Here is a 16,727-nt window from a genome sequence, read left to right as displayed (position 1 = left end):
GTGGGACGCAGCAGCACACCAGGGGAGGGAACGCGACCACGGGTCCGGCATGCCGGTCAACTCGGCTGGGACGACGGTCTCTACGAGGACGGGAAGGGCGACGCCCCGACACCCGACGGAAGCGGAAGCGGGGACGGTGACGGCGACGGCGGCGGTCACTCCGAAGGCGGCGGGGGCGGTCGTCGCGCCGCCGGCCACGGCGGGCGCCGGGGCCGGCCCCACCGCGCCGGCCGGACGAAGAAGCGGCGGATACTGCGCTGGATCGCGTTCTCCCTCGCCTTCGTCATACTCGGCACCGGCGCGGCCGGTTACCTCTGGTACGAGCACCTCAACGGCAAAATCCGTAAGGGGGCGCGCAGCGCGGGCAACAGCGCGGCGAAGAAGACCGCTCCGAACGCCGCCGGCCAGACCCCGCTGAACATCCTGATGATCGGCTCCGACAGCCGCAACAGCGCGGAGAACCTCAAGCTCGGCGGCTCGAAGGAGAGCGTGGGCGGGACACCGCTGGCCGATGTGCAGATGCTGCTCCACGTCTCGGCCGACCGGAAGAACGCCTCGGTCGTGAGCATTCCCCGGGACACCCGCGTCGACATCCCGGCGTGCGAGAACCCCGACACCGGCGAGAAGTTCGCCGCCAAGAACGGCATCATCAACGAGACGCTGCGCGGTGGCGCCGGCTGCACCCTGGACACCTGGGAGAAGCTCACCGGGGTCTACATCGACCACTGGATGATGGTCGACTTCGCGGGTGTGGTGGACATGGCGGACGCCGTGGGCGGCGCCTGGGTGTGCGTCAAGCAGAACGTCAACGACGTGCCCAAGCCCGGTGTGCCCGGTGGCTCCCATCTGCGGCTGACGGCGGGCAAGCACAAGATCCAGGGCGAGAACGCGCTGAAGTGGCTGCGCACCCGGCACGCCTTCGCGAGCGACATCGGCAGGTCCCAGGCGCAGCACATGTACCTGAACTCGGTCCTGCGTGAGCTGAAGAGCCAGAACGCGTTCACGGACTCCGGCAAGCTGTTGAACCTCGCCGAGACCGCCGTCGGCTCGCTCCAGGTCTCCGACGAGATCGGCACGGTGAAGAAGCTGTTCGACCTCGGCATGCAGCTGAAGAACGTGCCGCTGGACAAGATGAACATGCTGACGATGCCGCGGATCCAGGACCCGGAGGATCCGGACGCCCACGTGCTGCCGAAGCCGGGTGCCGCGGACAAGCTCTGGGCGCTGATCCGGGACGACGAGTCGCTCGACCCCAAGGACCGTGCCAAGGCGAAGAAGAAGACGCCGGCCGGACCCAAGGCCGGCGCTCCCGCCTCCCTCGGGGTGACGGTCGTCAACGGCACCTCCGGTGACGGCCAGGCCCCCACCCCGGGCCGTGCCGCGGAGGTCCAGAACCTGCTGAAGGCCAAGGGCTTCACGGAGGCGGACACCTCGACCGATCCCGGCTCCGAGCGGACGACCGAGGTGGCCTACCCGAAGAGCGCGGGCGCCCAGGGCAGGTCGGACGCGCTGTCGGTCGCCAAGGCGCTGTCGATGCCGACGAGCGCCGTGAAGGAGACCCCGGACGGGGCCGGCCTGACGCTCACGGTCGGCTCGGACTGGCGGACGGGTTCCACGTTCCCGAAGGCCGCCGCGGACGACAGCGACCCGTTGCAGGACACCGAGTCGGTCAACGGCGCCAAGTCGGACGAGTGCATGGACGTGTACTGGCCGTACCGCCAGATGTAGCGGACGCGCGGGGCACACAGGGGGGCGCCGGGGGTGAGAACCCTCGGCGCCGGGGGCCGGGAGCCCTCCGGGCGGCAACTTTCGGCCGTCCCGTTACCGCGAATGGGGGAACCCGGAGCGCGCCGCCGGGTTACGGGCCGGGATGCAGATCGTATGGGCCTACCGTGCGACAGGTCCCCCTTGCACCGCGGAGGTGTCCCCCCGTGCCCACGCCGCACCGCTCCCCCCGTCCGCCCCGGCCCCGCGCCGCTCCCCCGCAGCGCCGACGGCCCAGAAAGCAGGACGAGAGACCACGCTGGGGCATGCGGATGGCGACCGGTCTCTCCGTGCTGGTCCTCGGGGCCGGTGGTATCGGCCATGCCGTCGTGACCAATCTGGAGAACGGGATCGACCGCATCGACCCGTTCAAGGACATGAAGAACCGGCCCTCCGGCGGTCACGGCATGAATCTGCTGCTGGTCGGCACCGACGGCCGCGACAAGATCACCAAGGAGGAGAAGGCGAAGTACCGGCTGGGCGGCGCGCCCTGCCACTGCACCGACACGATCATGCTGGTGCACCTGTCGGCGGACAAGAAGCGGGCCAGCATCGTCAGCCTGCCGCGTGACAGTTACGCCGAGATCCCCGAGCACCGGGACCAGACCACCGGCGAGGAGCACGCGGCCCATCCGGTGAAGCTGAACGCCGCCTATGCCGAGGGCGGGCCCGGTCTGACCGTGCGGACCGTCGAGCACATGACCGGCGTCAAGGTCGACCACTACCTGGAGGTCGACTTCACCAGCTTCATGACGACGGTCGACACCCTGGGCGGGGTCCAGATCTGCACCACCAGGCCGATGAAGGACTCCTACACGGGTCTCGATCTCGCGGCGGGCACCCATGAGCTGGACGGTGGCCAGGCGCTCCAGTACGTACGCTCCCGGCACATCGACGGCGCCGCCGACCTGGGCCGGATGCAGCGCCAGCAGAAGTTCATGGCCTCACTGATCAAGCAGGCCACCAGCAGCGGGGTGCTGCTGAATCCGGTGAAGTTCCGCGAGGTCGCCTCGTCGATGCTGAAGTCGGTACGGGCCGACAAGGGCTTCGGTACGCAGCAGATGCTGGACCTCGGCCAGGCGATGCGGGGCTTCTCCGCCGCCTCGTCGGAATTCGCCTCGGTGCCGATGAGCGATGTCGCCTACCCGGTCAAGGGCATCGGCTCGACGGTGAAATGGGACCCGACGAAGTCGAAGCAGCTCTTCCAGGCGCTGCGCGAGGACAAGCCGCTCACGGTGAAGCGGCCAGAGCAGGCGCCGGCGAAGAAGGTGGACGTGCCGCCGCAGCAGATCCGGGTCCAGGTCTACAACGGGACCCCGAAGGACGGCCTCGGCTCCACGGTCGACGCGGCCCTGCACGGCACCGGCTTCGACACCACCCGGGCCCCGCTCAACGGGGAGCAGCGCGACCTCAAGCACACCGTGGTCACGTACGACCCGCGCTGGGACCGGTCCGCGAAGTCCCTGTCCGCGGCGCTGCCGGGGGCGGAGCTGAAGCCGGTGAAGGGCCAGGGCCCCACGATGAAGGTGACCGCGGGCACGGACTACGCCAAGGTGGAGCGGGTCCGGGCCGAGGAGCCCGATCCGAGCAGGTTCGGGGCCGTCACGGGCGACGAGGTGACGTGCCCGTGAGCGCCCGTACGTAACAGCCTCCGGCCCCCGCTCTCAGTCCTCGATGCCGTCGGCGGCGCGCTTCTCGCGCAGTTCCCTGATCGCGCGGCGCCGGGCCAGCCGGTGGGTGCGGCGGATCTGGGCCTCCTGGTAGCGCCGGTTGTCCCGCTCGGTCTCCGGGATGACCGGCGGTACGGCGCGCGGGCGGCCGTCCGCGTCGACCGCCGCGAACACCAGGTAGGCGCTGCCGACCTGCTGCGCCGGGGTCGACTCGTTCCACCGCTCGGCCATGACGCGGACGCCGACCTCCATCGAGGAGCGGCCGGTCCAGTTCACCTGGGCGCGGACGTGAACAAGGTCACCCACGCGGACCGGCTCCAGGAAGACCATCTCGTCCATCGAGGCGGTCACGGCGGGGCCGCCGGAGTGCCGGCCCGCGACGGCGCCCGCCGCGTCGTCGACCAGCTTCATGATCACGCCGCCGTGCACCGTACCCAGCAGGTTCGTGTCGCTGCCGGTCATGATGTGGCTGAGGGTGGTCCGGGACGCCGCGGTCGGCTTGCCCGGAATGTCGCCCTCCGGGCGCGGGGCCTGATCTGTCATGCCCTCCACCTTATGCGGGGGCTTCGGGCCCGTCGCAATGCATCAGCTTCGCAACAGCCCAGGTCCGATTTCACTTACACCCTGTAATAGCAGTGGGCCCGGCCTGCACACTGGATCGCATGAACGATTGGCCCGAGGGCTGGAACGACGACAACCGCGGCGGCAACCGCTACGGGCAGGGAAGCGCGAGCGACCGGCCCGAGAGCGCCCGCGCGATGCCGCACGTCCAGCGCCCCGTCCCGCCCCAGCAGCCCGCTCCCTCGCAGCGGCGCCCCGCGCCGCCGAGACAGCGGCAGGTACCGCAGCAGCCAGGCGGCTACGACGAAGGCCCGCAGTACGACAGCGGCTACAACACGGGCCAGGTCTACGGCGGCGGCAACGGCGGCGGGCGCGGCGGTGGCGGCCAGGGCGGTGGGCCGGGTGACGGCGGATACGTCCAGGGCCGGCCGGCGGCCGCGCCGGACTGGCGGCGCCGGATCAAGATCGGTGCGCTGGTCCTGGTGGTCGTGGTGCTCGGTGTGTCCATCGGCACGTACTTCTGGGCCGACTCCAAGCTGAAGCGCGACGTCGACCTCTCCAAGGTCATCGAGCGGCCGAAGTCGGGCGACGGCACGAACTACCTGATCGTCGGCTCCGACAGCCGCGAGGGCATGACGGCCGAGGACAAGAAGAAGCTCCACACCGGCTCCGCCGAGGGCAAGCGGACCGACTCGATGATGATCCTGCACGACGGCGGCGACGGCCCGACGCTGGTCTCGCTGCCGCGTGACTCGAACGTCGAGATCCCGTCGTTCGTCGGCTCCGAGTCCGGCAAGAAGTACGAGGGCAAGGGCCGCACCACCAAGCTGAACGCCGCGTACGCCGAGGACGGGCCCGAACTGCTGGTCCGTACCGTCGAGTTCAACACCGGCCTGCACATCGACCACTACGTCGAGATCGGCTTCGGCGGCTTCGCCCAGATCGTGGACGCGATCGGCGGGGTCGAGCTCGACATCCCCAAGGCCTTCAAGGACAAGAACTCCGGCGCCGACTTCAAGGCGGGCAAGCAGACGCTGAACGGCGAGGAGTCCCTCGCCTTCGTCCGCACCAGGTACGCCTTCGCGGCCAGCGACCTGGACCGTACGAAGAACCAGCAGAAGTTCCTGGCGGCGCTGGCGAACCAGACGGCGACGCCGTCCACGATCCTCAACCCGTTCAAGCTCTACCCGACGATGGGCGCCGGTCTGGACACCCTGGTCGTCGACAAGGACATGTCCCTCTGGGACCTGGGCCAGATGTTCTTCGCCATGAAGGGCGTCACGGGCGGCGACGGCACGTCGATGAACATGCCGATCTCCGGCTCCACGGGCGGCAACCTGGTCTGGGACAAGGCCAAGGTCAAGCAGCTGGTCGAGCAGCTCAACAACAACGAGAAGGTCACCGTCTCCAGCAACTGAGGCGGACGCTCCGAAACCGGCCCGCGAACGGCCCCGCCCCACCGGGCGGGGCCGTTCGCCGTCTCCGCCCGTGCGGGGTTGTACGAATATGTAGATCGGTCTAGTTTGGCCTCATGGGACAGAAGGGCGCCGAGACGCGGGCACGACTGCTGGACGCGACACAGGAGCTGATCGAGTCCGGGGGGTATTACGGCGCCGGGCTGAACAGGGTGATCGCGGTCAGTGGCACGCCACGCGGTTCGCTCTACTTCCACTTCCCCGAGGGCAAGGACCAGATGGTCGGCGAGTCCGTCCGGCGGGCCGGCCGGACCATCGCCGACGCGCTCGGCGGCCTGGCCGCATCCGAGCCGCCCGCGGCCGAGTTCGTGGCCGGAATGCTGAGCTACCTGGGCGACCGGCTGGAAGCCTCCGACTGGCACAAGGGGTGCCCGGTGGCCGCGGTGGCGCTGGAGACGGCGGCCACCAACGACGCCCTCCAGGAGGCCTGTTCGGACGTCTACGGGTCGTGGGAGGACGCCCTGCGCACGCAGCTGGCCGACCGCCCGGACGCGGACGACCTCGCCGTCACGATCCTGGCCCTGATCGAGGGAGCGCTCCTGCTGGCGCGGGCGCACCGCAGCAGGAAGCCGCTGGACAGCGTCGCGCGGCAGGTCGGCGCACTGCTGAGCTGAGGCCCGGCCCGCCGGCTGCCGACGGGCCTCTCTGTCGTCCAGAAAATATGCAGACCGATCTATTAATCGCTCGCTGGAGGAGAAACATGGACGCGATCGTCTTCGGTGCCACCGGATTCATCGGCCGCTCCCTCGTCGCGGAGCTGCTCACCCGGGGCCGGCGGGTGGCGGCGGCCGTGCGCGAGGACACCCTCACGCCGTGGCTGGCCTCCCAGGGCGTCGGCACCACCCGGCTGGAAGTGGTGACCGCCGACATCACGCGCCCGCTCTCGGGACTGCCCGAAGCGCGCGACGTCTACAACGCCGCGGCCCGGTACGCGTTCGGCCTCGGCATCCAGGAGGCGCGGGCGGTCAACGTCACCGGGGCCCTCCATGTCGTCGAGTGGGCCGCGACGCTGCCCGGTCCGCGCCGGCTGGTCCACATCAGCGGGTACCGGGTGGGCGCGGCGGCCGAGGGCAGCCCCGACCACGCGACGCGGGGCGCCTACGAGGCGTCGAAGACGGAGGGGCATCTCGCGGTGCTGGACCGCGCCCATGCCCTCGGGGTCCCCCTGAGCGTCGTCAATCCCAGCACCGTGATCGGACCGGGCCAGTACCTCGGCCTGGGCACGCTCGTCCAGGACCTGTGGAACGGCCGGCTGCCCGCGGTGCCCGGCGGTCCCGGCACCTTCCTGCCGGTCGTGACGGTCGGCCACTTCGCGCGGTTCCTGGCCGAGGTCCCCGAGGCACCGGCCGGTGAGCACTACTGGGTGCTCGACGACACCACTCCGCCCCTGCCCGAGCTGCTCGGCACGGTCGCCCGGCACACCGGGGTGCGGACGCCCCGCCGGACCGTCCCCGTCGGCCTGCTGCGACGCCTGCCGCGACGGCTGACCGGGGCGGACCCCGAGACCCTGTCGTTCCTGTCAGACGACCGCTACCCGACGGACTCCGCCCGCGCCCTCGCCGCCCGAGCCGGTCTGGAGATGCCCCCGGCGGCCGAAGCCCTGCGCACCTGGGCCGACGATCTGGTGGCCGCCCGCTTCGGCGCCGCGTCGCCCTGGCTGCACCCCTACGGCTTCCGGACCGTGGCGGGCAGCCGCACCTGGGTGGCCGGGGAGCGGCACCGCCCCGCCCATGTCCTGCTGCACGGACTGCCGATGAACGCCGACCTCTGGGCGCCCCTCGCCGACCGGCTGCCCGGCCCGGTCCTGGCCGCCGACCTGCCGGGCCTCGGCCGCTCCGCCGCCACGGACGGCTCCCTGGACGCCTGGCTGGCCGGCCTGATGGAGCCGGTCCGTACCCGCCCGGTGCTGGTCGCGCACGCCCTGGCCGGCGGGCCGGCCCTGCGGTTCGCCGTCGACCGGCCGGACCGGGTCGGCGAACTCGTCCTGATAGCCCCCGCGTTCCTCCAGGCGCCCGTGCCCCGGCTGACCCGCTCGGCACTCGCCGCACCGGTCCTGCGCCGGATGTCCGCCGCCCGGCTGGCCCGGACGCTGGGCGTTCCCGCCGGACCGGCGACGGAGAGCGCGGTGGCCGACCTGCGCCGTCGCGGGGCGGCGCGGCGGGTGGTGGCGGCCATGCGCGCGGGCGCGGCCGCGCGCGAGGAGTCGCGGGCCCTGCTGGACCGGGTGACCGTGCCGGTCCGGATCATCGTGGGCTCGGCCGACCCGCTGACGGCCGCCACCGGCCACCCGGTGACCGAGCTCGCCGGGGCCGGGCACTACCCGCAGCTGACGCACCCGTCCGAAGTCGCGCACCTATGCTGAACCGATGTCAACGATCAGGCAGTTCCAGGTCACCTTCGACTGCGCGGACCCCGAGCGCGTCGCCCGTTTCTGGTGCGAGGTGCTGGGGTACGTCGCCCCTGCGCCTCCGGAGAGGTTCGCCACCTGGGACGACTACAACAGCACGCTGCCGGCCGAGAGCCGGGGCGCGTGGTTCGCCTGCTCCGACCCCTCCGGGGTGGGCCCGAGACTCTTCTTCCAGCGGGTGCCCGAGGGCAAGGCCGTCAAGAACCGGGTGCACCTCGATGTACGGGTCGGCACCGGGCTGGTGGGGGACGAGCGCCTCGCCGCGCTTGAGGCCGAGTGCGCACGCCTGGTCGCGCTCGGCGCGGTCCGCGGACAGCTCCTGCTCGCGGACGACGAGAACGAGTCGTGCCAGCCGATGCAGGACGTCGAGGGCAACGAGTTCTGCCTCGACTGACCCGGCCCGGCCCGGCCCGGCCGAACGGAGGGGCCTAGCCGATCCGGAACACGGCATCGGGTGCGGCGTGGTCGACGGGCCCGGCGAACCGTGCCGAGGCCCGCTCCACCGCCTGCCCCGGCGTGAGGAACGGTCCGACGTGCGTGACGAGCAGCCTGCCCGCCCCGGCCGCGGCGGCGGTGTCGCCCGCCTCCTCCGGTGTGTGGTGCACCTGTTCACCCTCTGCGGGCGGCTGCGCGCTCTCGGCCTCGCACAACAGCACGTCGCAGCCCCCGGCCAGCTCCGTGAGGGCCGCGCAGGGCGCGGTGTCCCCGGAGTACACCAGCGACCTGCCCGCCGCCTCGACGCGCAGGGCGAAGGCGGGCATGCCGTGTGCCACCGCCCGGCTGGTCAGCCGGAGCGGGCCGGTGGTCACCTGGTGTCCGTCGTACAACTCCGTTACGGCGAAGGCGGATTCGACCGGGCTGCGGTCCGGGCCGTTGGTCAGGAAGTGGGCCAGTCTGTCGGCGGTTCCGGGCGGGCCGTAGAGGGGGATCGGCGCTTCGAGGCGGATGTCCGCGTAGAGGGCGCCGTAGTACGCGGTGAGGAGGTCCGCGCAGTGGTCGGCGTGCAGATGCGAGATCCAGATGGCGTCGAGCTCGTCCAGCCGCGCGTGACGCCGCAGCGGGCCGAGCGTCCCGCTGCCCGCGTCGACCCAGACGCGGGTGCCGCCGCTCGACACGAGGTAGCCGGAACACGGGTTGTCCGTACCCGGATACGGGGTCGCGCTGCCCAGAACCGTGAGACTGAAAGGCTCGTCGCTCATCACACGATCATGTCAGCGATATGCGGCCCGTCCAGCGGTTGAGGGCAAAGAGGGCCGCTCGGCGCTACACCCTCCCCTGGGCCAGCAGCGCAAGATGCGGCAGTACCAACTCACCTTCCTCCGAGGCGAATTCCTCGCACAGCACGTCGTACTCGCGCTTCGCCGCCGCCACGCCCTCCGGGCCCCGGCTGTTGACCAGCTGCCCGATCGCGGCGACCCCGGCGGCGGGGCCCGCCCACCAGTCCTCCGCGTCCGCGCGGTGGTCCCAGGCCAGTTGCTCGCTCCGTACGTCCCCGAGCCCGGCCGCCGTGAGGAGGTCCGCGAGGCCGGGGGCGGTGCGCGGGAAGTTGTGCTCCTCGTCCACCGTGGCGAGCCAGTCGGGCCGCACCAGCCCGGCCGCCTCCGCGGCCCGTCCGACCAGCCGCTGGCCGGCGCCCCCCGGCACCTGCCAGATGGTGACGGCGACCCTGCCTCCGGGGCGGGTGATCCGGCGCAGCTCGACGAGCGCGTCCAGCGGCCGGCCCACGTGGTTGAGCACGAAGTTCGCCACGACCGCGTCGAACTCGCCGTCCGGGTACGGGAGCTGGGGCAGCGAGCCGTTGCGCACGTCCACCCCGGGCGCCGCCTTCCGGGTGACGGCGACCATGCCGGGTTCGGCGTCCACGGCCCGTACGACCGCGCCCCTGCCGACGGCGGCGACCGTCACGCTGCCGCTGCCGCACCCCACGTCGAGCAGCCGGGTCCCGGCCCCCACGGCGGCGGCGTCCAGCAGGGCGGGCACGGTACGGGCGCAGAGCCGGGCGAAGGTCCGGGCGTAGCTCTCGGCCCGCCCGTCCCAGATCCGCCGCTCACTCACGTCGAACGCGGTCATGCGATACCTCCGCTCGGGCCTTGCGGCTCCACTTCGTCCAGATCCTCGTGGAGCGCGTCCAGAACCCGCCCCGTGGGCCGCCCCTGGGGCGACAGTTCGGCCAGACGCCAGCCGGGCAGCCGGGCCTCCGTGCCGGGCGGCAGATCGCCGTCCGCCGGTCCGGCCAGTCCCTGGAGCAGACCGAACGCGGTGTCCTTCGCGATCTCCCGGGCGATCTCGCCCAGTTCGTCCGGGGTCAGCCCGAGCCGCAGGGCCCGGCCGACGGCTCCGGCCGCGGGCCCGTGCTCCCGGTAGGCCTCGACCCAGCCGGGCGCCGCCGCGCTCCAGGCGTCGATGTCCTGCCAGACCATGCGCAGGAACCGGAACCGGGCCAGCTGAGGAAGGTTCTCCTCGGCCTCCGACTCCGCCCAGCCCGACGCGTCCTCGGCACCCAGCGCCTCGAACAGGCCGGTCAGCCCCGGCAGGTCCGGCGGCTCGTCGATGTCCGTCATGGGTAGGGAAGGTACGCCACCGGCCCCGGAGCGGCGGAACCGCACCCGCCCCGGGGTCTTACGTTCGGACCGGGTGGCGTTCGCCTTGTCTGCCACACTGTTCGGGTGATCGTCGAGCTCGCCCGGAGGCGGAGAGGCCCTGCGGTGCTCGCCGCCCTGATGCTGGCCGCGTTCACGTTCAACACGGCGGAGAACCTGCCGATCGGCCTCCTGGAGCTCATCGCCGAGGGCCTGCACGTGTCCCTGCCGTCGGTCGGCTACCTGGTCACCGGCTACGGCGTGACGGTCGCCGTCGCCTCCTTGCCGCTGGCCCACTTCACCCGGACGCTGCCCAGGCGCCATGTGCTCACGGGGCTGCTGGCCGCGCTCGTGGTGTCCAGCCTGGTCGCGACGGCGGCCGGTTCGTACGGGACGCTGCTCTCGGCCCGGCTGGTGACGGCTCTCGCCCAGGCGCTGTTCTGGGCGGTGATGGGGCCGGTCGCGGTGGGCCTGTTCCGGCCCGGGATCCGGGGGCGGGTGGTCGGGGCGCTGTCCGTGGCCGGTTCGCTGGCCCTGGTGCTCGGTGTGCCCGCAGGTACGTGGCTGGGCCGGCAGAGCGGCTGGCAGGTGCCGGTCGCGGTGGTGGCGGCCCTGGGGGCGGTCTCCCTGGTCACGATCGCTGCCCTGCTGCCGACCTCCCGCCCGGAGGAGGGGCACGCGGCGTACGGGAGCGCGCCCGACGCCCGCCGGTTCGGCACGGTGCTGGGGGCCGGAGTCCTCTCCGCCACCGGGGCGTTCGCGGGATACACGTACGTCGTGAAGTTCCTGGGCGACGTGGCCGGGTTCTCCGGGAGCGCGGTCAACGCGCTGCTCGTGGTGTTCGGCGTCGCGTGCCTGGCCGGGGTGAGCGTCACCGGAGTGCTGCTGGACCGCTTCCCGCAGTCCGTGCTGGCCGCCGCCGTCGCCGTCCAGGCGGTGGGCATGCTCGGCCTGTACGCGACCGGCGGCGGCCCGGCGGCGGCGGTGGTGTTCCTGGCCCTGACGGGCGCCGCGCTCGGGCCGGTGTTCATGGCCACCCAGAACGAGATGCTGCACTGCGCCCCGGGCCGTACGGACATGGCTCTGGCGGCCAACTCCGGTGGCTACAACGCCGGTATCGCCTCGGGCGCCGCGCTCGGCGGACTGGTCCTGACGCACGCCGACGTACGGACCACCTTCCTGCTGGGCGGCCTGCTGACGGTCGCGGCCTGCGCGGTCCTGCTGGGCGAACGGCTGCTGCCCCGGGGCGCTGCCGGGAGGTCGCACCCCGGGGGCAGGGGCGACGCGCGGCCGACGCCGTAACCGGCCATGATCCGCCGGACAGGCCCTACGGCCGCCAGCCGGTCGCCGCCGCCCAGGGCTCCGCCACGGTGACCACCAGGTCCACCACCGGGTCCTTGACGTCCGCGTACGTCCCCGTGTCCGCGACCGCACCGGCCAGGGTCCGCTTGAAGGCCGCGTAGGCGGGCACCGCCTCCGGGTGGGCCCGGAACCAGTCGCGGAAGAGCAGCGCCAGCCGCTCGTTGGGCGAACCGGCCACCCTCACATGGAGGTTGACGTCCTCACCCCCAGCGCCTGTGCCGCCCCGGCGCACCCACAGCCGCTTGCTCCAGCGCGCCGGGTCGTCGAAGGAACCGGCGGGCACGTGGTCGCGCTCGTACGGCGAACGCCCGAAGCCGAGCCCTGCCAGCGGCTGCTCGAAATCCAGGGACGCCGCCGCGAGGTCCTCGACGCTCGCCTGGAGGTCGAAGACGGGCTTGGCGGCCATGCCGGGGATGGCGGTGGAGCCGATGTGCTCGATGCGCAGGGCCAACGGGCCCATGACGGCACGCAGTTCGTCGGCCAGGGCGCGGCCCCGGTGCTGCCAGGCAGGGTCTGCGGGGGCGAGTACGGGGCGTTCGGATGCTGTGTCGGGGGTCATCCGGCCGAGTCTAGGAGGCCGCCCGCCGGGAGACCCGCCGCCTCAGCCGCGCGTGCTGCGGACGAGCCAGGGGCTGAGCATGGTGCGCGCGATGAGCTCCTTGTACGTCTCGTCCCCGGGCAGCGCCACGACGAGCCAGCGGCCGGCCGGGAAGCGCTTGACCTTCACGTGCGCCGTTCCGCCGTACACGGAGCGCAGGAACGCGGGTACGGAGTCGCGGGGGATGTCGTTGAACTCCACCCCCTCGACGGTGATCTTCGCGTCGTCCTCGGGAAACACCTGGACGGTGACCACGGGCGTGCCGCCCAGTTCGACGAACGCCTCGTGCGGCAGCGCGCCGTCCGCGTCGAGAACGGTGAAGGCGCCCGCCGAGGTGCGCCGGGAGGTCTGGTCCGCGCCGATGTCGTCGGTGACCGTCATCTCCAGGTTGTACGCGCGCGCGACCTCGCGGACCGCGGCGACGGCGGCCTCTGTGGTCGGCAGGTGTGGGTGTCCCATGCCGTCGATCATGCCTCAGCGGGAACGTACGGGTAGAAGCGGCCCGCGACCGCGGCGCCTCAGGGGCAGGAGCCGTCGAAGTTGTCCTCGTAGGTGCGGTAGACCCGGTCGGGCTTCTTCTCCTTGGCGTCCTTGCCGGTGGAGGGCGCGGCCGGGTACTCGATGACGGGAACGGGCTTGCAGACGGCCCACTTCCGGGTGTCGGGGGAATCGTCGAAACCGAAGGTGCCGCTGGCTCCGCGCATGCAGTTCACACAGCTCGCGCCCTTGTCGGTCCCCAGGATGTTCATGTTGACGACGGTGTTGTACACATCGTCGTGGCTGGGCAGTTCCACGGCGCCGGGCTTCTTCCGCCGGTCGCCGCCCTTGTCCTCCCCGGTCTTCCCCTCCCCCTCTTCGCCGTTGATGTCGTCGTACGCCCGGTCGGTGGCCTGGGTGAGTACGGTGAAGGCGTCGTGGTACATCACCGCGTAGCCGTCGTCCAAGGGCTTCGCGCCCCAGGCCGGGTCGTCCGGCATGGTCTTGCGGAGCTTCTCGAACGTCTCCAGGAACCCCTGGGGCCCGGCCGGGAGCCGCGCGGGGTCCTTCCAGCCCAGGGTGTCGACGGAGGCCGCGCCGACGAGGGTGATCCGGGCGGCGCGCAGGTGCGCGGTGATCTTCGTACCGGTCGACTCGGGGTCCATGCCGATCCCCACCTTGAGGATGCGGGTGGGCATGGTGTGGCTGCACGAGGGCTCGCTCGCCAGCTGGTTCACCAGATGCGGCAGGTCGTGATCGCGGCCCGCGAAGAAGACCGTGTCCGCCTTGGTCAGGCAGATGCTCCGGGCCACGTCGGCGAAGCGCTGCGGGACGCCCTTGTCGTCACCGATGAGTCCCAGGTAGGACGCCTGGCGCTGCTTCAGCCCGTACTTCTTGCCGAAGTGCTTGAGGAAGACGTCCCGCAGGTCGGTGGAGTAGCTGTCCTGCTCCCGCCGGTCGGAGACCAGGAAGCCGGTATCGCCTCCCGGGTTCTTCTCCAGGTACGACCCCAGCGCCCGCACCAGGAGGTCGTTCGAGGGTGAGGTCTTGAAGAAGTATCCGGCCTGCATCGTGGTCGACGTCAGGATGGGGCCGATCGTCGGAATCCGGTGGCCGGAAAGGGCCTTGGCCGCCGCGAGCGTGTCCGGGGTGCTGTTGGGCATGCCGAACACGCCGACCAGCGGTGCCTCCTTGTCGGCGGCCATCGGCGCGAGCCGCTCGACGACGGGCTCCCAGTGATCGAGGTCCTTGCCGTCGTTGGCCAGCAGCAGCTGGTACCGGGGCCCGGCCTGCGCGTTGGCCCTGAGCTGGGCCACATGGGCACCGGCCAGCGCACGGGCGATCTGCGCCGTACTCATGGAGCTGGTGGCGTCCGTGGTGAACGGCATCATCAGGGCGATGCGCACGTAGGGGATACGCGCCTGGCCGTTCACCGGGTCCTTCCATCCCTTCTCGACCCGGGCGTTCTCGTCCGCCACGTCGCGTATCAGGCCGTCCAGTTCGGGGTCGCCGTCCAGAACGCCCGCGGTGACGCCGACACATTCCTTCGACGCTTCCTCGAAGCCGTCACCGCACTTCTCCGGCAGCGCCCGTACGACCACGAAGGCGACCGCCGCGAGCAGGACGACGGCCACGATCAGGGCGATGACTCTGTCTCCCGGGCCCATGGCCCGGATCCTGAAACGGTCCAGCACAGTTCTCACTCCTCACCGCGGAGAGGGCCGCGTCCGTAGTCGGGTCCGTGCGTCGGGCAGGGCCTGCGCTCACGTACGGCGGCCGGCCAGGAGCGGGCCGCCTCGTTGAGCACCGCCCGGCCCGACGGATGGCGCATCGACAGGAAGGCCAGCTCGGAGCCGATGTCCTGGCACAGGTCGTCCATCGGTTCCGCGTACGTCTCGGACAGGTACCAGAGGGCGTGCAGCAGCCGGTTGACGGACCGGTGTATGTCGTCGGCCTCCGCGTACAGGTGGTCGTGGGAGCCCCGGGCGATCTCGGCACGGTGGTCGGTCCACCGGTCCCGGGGCGGGTGCGGGGCCGAGGCGACGTGAGGCAGGGCGTCGAGCCAGCGGCCGGCCGGCCAGACCCCGAAGTACTCCGTCAGCCGGCTCACCACCGGTTCCGCGTCCCCGACGGCGAGCATGTGCCGCAGGACGTCCGGCTCGTGGCCGGCTCCGCGCTCCTCGTGGTGCTGCCGCAGCAGTCCGTGCAGGTCGGCCCAGCCCCGTCCCGGCCCGGCCTGCGCGCTGGTCCGGCGGGCCTCGTGGACCAGGAGGGCCCGCAGGAAGGGGTCGGCCACGAATCCCGCCCGCGCACCGGACCCGTCGCCGCCCGCACCGTCCGTCCCGTCCCGCGGGCCGTCGGCCCAGTGCTCCTCCTCCAGATACCGGGCCGCGGTGGGAAGCCCCGCGCCGGGGAGTCCGCCGTCGGCGAGCACGGCCGCCGTGCTCAGGACCTGGGCGGCGGCCCGGTCACGCGCCAGGGCGAGCGGCGCCAGATGGGCGCGCAGCTGCGGCTGGGGCACGAGCCGCTCCAGCAGTACCTCGCCCGCGGGCCGGCCCTCCTCGACGGGCAGGTCGAGGAGGGTCTCGGGGTCGACGGCCCGCTCGGCGCGGACGACCGCCTCGCACAGCACCCGGCTGCCCTGGGGATGCCCACGGGTGAGGGAGTACAGGGCGGACGGCAGATGGCGGGGCAGCGGGACCCGGGCCGCGTCGAGCATCAGCAGCAGGTCGGCACGGGCCAGCGGGGGCAGCGCGACCGTGAGCAGTCCGGCCGACGGCGAAGAGGCGACGGTGCGCTCCCAGCCGGACTCGTGGGTGAGCTCGGGCAGCTCCCGGGCCGTCGCGTCCGGGTAGCGGGCCGCGTCGTCGCCCAGCCGGGTCGCGACGACGACCAGCGGGTCCCGGACGTCCGGTCCCGGCGCGGCCCGGTGGTCGAGCAGCAGGCCGAGGAAACGCCGCCCGGCCCCGGTGTGGGCGTTGTCCAGCAGGACCAGCGGGCGGGGCGCCCGGTTGACGCGCTGCCACCGCCCGTAGGCGTCGGCGAGGTCTTCGAGGAAGGCCGCGATCAGGGTGCGCTCGACGGCGTCCTGGAAGTCACCGCCCTGGTGGAAGCGGAGACTCAGCCGGATCAGGGCGGCCTCCCCGTCCTCCGAGCCGCTGGAGCGGCTCCGGTACCACTCCTGCACCGACTTCCCGGCGCGGGACCGCGCGTGCCGTCCGAAGTACTGCTGGACGACGGCCTCCGTGACCGGTGCCAGGTCGTGCTGCCGCCGGTCCGGGTCCGCGAGGCGCTCACTGACGTCGTACGTCCAGTCCGTACCGTCCCCCTCCGCCCCCTCCGCCCCCTTCGCCAGCCCGCAGGCGACGAGCAGCCGCGCGATCCGGTCACGGGCCAGCGCCTGCTGCTCCTCGTCGCCCCGGTGCCAGCTGGATACGGCGAACAGCCCCGGCAGCAGGCGGGAGAAGCGGAGCCGTACGGCCCCCGGTACCGCCGGGGCGAGTTCGCCGGCCAGTTGCTCCAGGATCTCGACCACCGCGGAGGTGTTGGCCGCCACGGGGCCGAGCCGGTGGGCCTGTTCGACCCGTGCGGCGTCCACCCTGCCGAGCGGGATCCGCCCTCGGTAGGACGCGTCCAGGACGTCCAGGACCGCGGTCCTGCCCATGCCGTGGCTCCCGGACAGCAGCGTCAGGGGAAGGTCTCCCCGGTGCTCCTGGGGCACCAGTTCCCGCCGGTCCGGCGCCATGCCCACCAGGCGGGGAACCAGCCCCCGCACGATCGGATCCCGTGCGTACAAAGGCGTCCGCATCGCCCCTCCCCCGTTCCGCCGTCCTG

At 72.4% G+C, this 16,727-nt stretch carries 15 protein-coding genes; 7 read left to right on the top strand and 8 right to left on the bottom strand.

Translation table 11 applies throughout. The features are described 5' to 3' along the window. Positions 1 to 1,728 (top strand): LCP family protein, encoded by a 1,728-nt coding sequence (locus tag ACFVQ0_RS20075; protein WP_390089755.1) that lies wholly within the window; start codon positions 1 to 3, stop codon positions 1,726 to 1,728. Positions 1,729 to 2,030: 302 nt separating this feature from the next. Continuing rightward, the gene (locus ACFVQ0_RS20070; protein ID WP_390089753.1) at positions 2,031 to 3,395 is read left to right on the top strand and encodes an LCP family protein; all 1,365 of its coding nucleotides are present in this window, start codon (positions 2,031 to 2,033) and stop codon (positions 3,393 to 3,395) included. 33 nt (positions 3,396 to 3,428) lie between these two features. On the opposite strand, the gene ACFVQ0_RS20065 is transcribed toward ACFVQ0_RS20070, so the two are convergent. Then, positions 3,429 to 3,977 (bottom strand): acyl-CoA thioesterase, encoded by a 549-nt coding sequence (locus ACFVQ0_RS20065; protein ID WP_124284167.1) that lies wholly within the window; start codon positions 3,975 to 3,977, stop codon positions 3,429 to 3,431. A 119-nt stretch (positions 3,978 to 4,096) separates the two neighbouring features. Between ACFVQ0_RS20065 and ACFVQ0_RS20060 the strand changes: the two genes are divergently transcribed. The 4 genes from ACFVQ0_RS20060 (at position 4,097) to ACFVQ0_RS20045 (ending at position 8,271) form a co-directional block, all read left to right on the top strand. Further along, positions 4,097 to 5,413, top strand: coding sequence for an LCP family protein (locus ACFVQ0_RS20060; protein WP_390089750.1), 1,317 nt, complete (start codon positions 4,097 to 4,099; stop codon positions 5,411 to 5,413). A gap of 113 nt (positions 5,414 to 5,526) precedes the next feature. Further along, positions 5,527 to 6,084 (top strand): TetR/AcrR family transcriptional regulator, encoded by a 558-nt coding sequence (locus ACFVQ0_RS20055; protein ID WP_390089748.1) that lies wholly within the window; start codon positions 5,527 to 5,529, stop codon positions 6,082 to 6,084. An 86-nt stretch (positions 6,085 to 6,170) separates the two neighbouring features. Then, positions 6,171 to 7,832, top strand: a complete 1,662-nt coding sequence (locus ACFVQ0_RS20050; protein ID WP_390089746.1) for an alpha/beta fold hydrolase — start codon at positions 6,171 to 6,173, stop codon at positions 7,830 to 7,832. A gap of 4 nt (positions 7,833 to 7,836) precedes the next feature. Beyond that, positions 7,837 to 8,271: a VOC family protein gene (locus ACFVQ0_RS20045; protein ID WP_390089743.1), complete on the top strand. Its 435-nt coding sequence runs from the start codon at positions 7,837 to 7,839 to the stop codon at positions 8,269 to 8,271. Positions 8,272 to 8,305: 34 nt separating this feature from the next. Here the strand turns inward: ACFVQ0_RS20045 and ACFVQ0_RS20040 are convergent, their stop codons facing one another. The 3 genes from ACFVQ0_RS20040 to ACFVQ0_RS20030 form a co-directional block, all read right to left on the bottom strand. Beyond that, positions 8,306 to 9,076, bottom strand: a complete 771-nt coding sequence (locus ACFVQ0_RS20040) for an MBL fold metallo-hydrolase (RefSeq protein ID WP_390089741.1) — start codon at positions 9,074 to 9,076, stop codon at positions 8,306 to 8,308. 64 nt (positions 9,077 to 9,140) lie between these two features. After that, entirely contained in the window at positions 9,141 to 9,947 is an 807-nt protein-coding gene (locus ACFVQ0_RS20035; protein WP_390089739.1) for a class I SAM-dependent methyltransferase, read from the bottom strand. Next, positions 9,944 to 10,438: a hypothetical protein gene (locus ACFVQ0_RS20030; protein ID WP_390089736.1), complete on the bottom strand. Its 495-nt coding sequence runs from the start codon at positions 10,436 to 10,438 to the stop codon at positions 9,944 to 9,946. The genes ACFVQ0_RS20035 and ACFVQ0_RS20030 overlap by 4 nt, the downstream gene beginning before the upstream one ends. Before the next feature lie 159 nt (positions 10,439 to 10,597). Between ACFVQ0_RS20030 and ACFVQ0_RS20025 the strand changes: the two genes are divergently transcribed. After that, positions 10,598 to 11,758, top strand: coding sequence for an MFS transporter (locus ACFVQ0_RS20025; protein ID WP_390089829.1), 1,161 nt, complete (start codon positions 10,598 to 10,600; stop codon positions 11,756 to 11,758). A 25-nt stretch (positions 11,759 to 11,783) separates the two neighbouring features. Here the strand turns inward: ACFVQ0_RS20025 and ACFVQ0_RS20020 are convergent, their stop codons facing one another. From ACFVQ0_RS20020 to ACFVQ0_RS20005, 4 genes are read right to left on the bottom strand one after another with little or no spacing between them, the layout of a single operon-like run. After that, positions 11,784 to 12,377 (bottom strand): GrpB family protein, encoded by a 594-nt coding sequence (locus tag ACFVQ0_RS20020; RefSeq protein WP_390089734.1) that lies wholly within the window; start codon positions 12,375 to 12,377, stop codon positions 11,784 to 11,786. Positions 12,378 to 12,419: 42 nt separating this feature from the next. After that, on the bottom strand, positions 12,420 to 12,875 hold the full coding sequence (locus ACFVQ0_RS20015; RefSeq protein WP_390089732.1) for a hypothetical protein: 456 nt from the start codon (positions 12,873 to 12,875) through the stop codon (positions 12,420 to 12,422). Positions 12,876 to 12,934: 59 nt separating this feature from the next. Further along, positions 12,935 to 14,560, bottom strand: a complete 1,626-nt coding sequence (locus ACFVQ0_RS20010; RefSeq protein WP_390089730.1) for an ABC transporter substrate-binding protein — start codon at positions 14,558 to 14,560, stop codon at positions 12,935 to 12,937. A gap of 32 nt (positions 14,561 to 14,592) precedes the next feature. Continuing rightward, positions 14,593 to 16,701, bottom strand: coding sequence for an ATP-binding protein (locus tag ACFVQ0_RS20005; protein WP_390089728.1), 2,109 nt, complete (start codon positions 16,699 to 16,701; stop codon positions 14,593 to 14,595). Positions 16,702 to 16,727 lie beyond the last annotated feature (26 nt).

Source organism: Streptomyces sp. NPDC057900 (genome assembly GCF_042887885.1).
Taxonomy (GTDB): domain Bacteria; phylum Actinomycetota; class Actinomycetes; order Streptomycetales; family Streptomycetaceae; genus Streptomyces.
Note: the sequence above shows the minus strand (reverse complement) of the source record. Positions and strands in the feature narration are given on the sequence as shown.

Coding starts and splice junctions, on each gene's coding strand:
- ACFVQ0_RS20070 (WP_390089753.1), top strand. CDS start 2,031: ATGCGGATGGCGACCGGTCTCTCCGTGCTGGTCCTCGGGGCCGGTGGT.
- ACFVQ0_RS20065 (WP_124284167.1), bottom strand. CDS start 3,977: ATGACAGATCAGGCCCCGCGCCCGGAGGGCGACATTCCGGGCAAGCCG.
- ACFVQ0_RS20060 (WP_390089750.1), top strand. CDS start 4,097: ATGAACGATTGGCCCGAGGGCTGGAACGACGACAACCGCGGCGGCAAC.
- ACFVQ0_RS20055 (WP_390089748.1), top strand. CDS start 5,527: ATGGGACAGAAGGGCGCCGAGACGCGGGCACGACTGCTGGACGCGACA.
- ACFVQ0_RS20050 (WP_390089746.1), top strand. CDS start 6,171: ATGGACGCGATCGTCTTCGGTGCCACCGGATTCATCGGCCGCTCCCTC.
- ACFVQ0_RS20045 (WP_390089743.1), top strand. CDS start 7,837: ATGTCAACGATCAGGCAGTTCCAGGTCACCTTCGACTGCGCGGACCCC.
- ACFVQ0_RS20040 (WP_390089741.1), bottom strand. CDS start 9,076: ATGAGCGACGAGCCTTTCAGTCTCACGGTTCTGGGCAGCGCGACCCCG.
- ACFVQ0_RS20035 (WP_390089739.1), bottom strand. CDS start 9,947: ATGACCGCGTTCGACGTGAGTGAGCGGCGGATCTGGGACGGGCGGGCC.
- ACFVQ0_RS20030 (WP_390089736.1), bottom strand. CDS start 10,438: ATGACGGACATCGACGAGCCGCCGGACCTGCCGGGGCTGACCGGCCTG.
- ACFVQ0_RS20025 (WP_390089829.1), top strand. CDS start 10,598: ATGCTGGCCGCGTTCACGTTCAACACGGCGGAGAACCTGCCGATCGGC.
- ACFVQ0_RS20020 (WP_390089734.1), bottom strand. CDS start 12,377: ATGACCCCCGACACAGCATCCGAACGCCCCGTACTCGCCCCCGCAGAC.
- ACFVQ0_RS20015 (WP_390089732.1), bottom strand. CDS start 12,875: ATGGGACACCCACACCTGCCGACCACAGAGGCCGCCGTCGCCGCGGTC.
- ACFVQ0_RS20010 (WP_390089730.1), bottom strand. CDS start 14,560: ATGGGCCCGGGAGACAGAGTCATCGCCCTGATCGTGGCCGTCGTCCTG.
- ACFVQ0_RS20005 (WP_390089728.1), bottom strand. CDS start 16,701: ATGCGGACGCCTTTGTACGCACGGGATCCGATCGTGCGGGGGCTGGTT.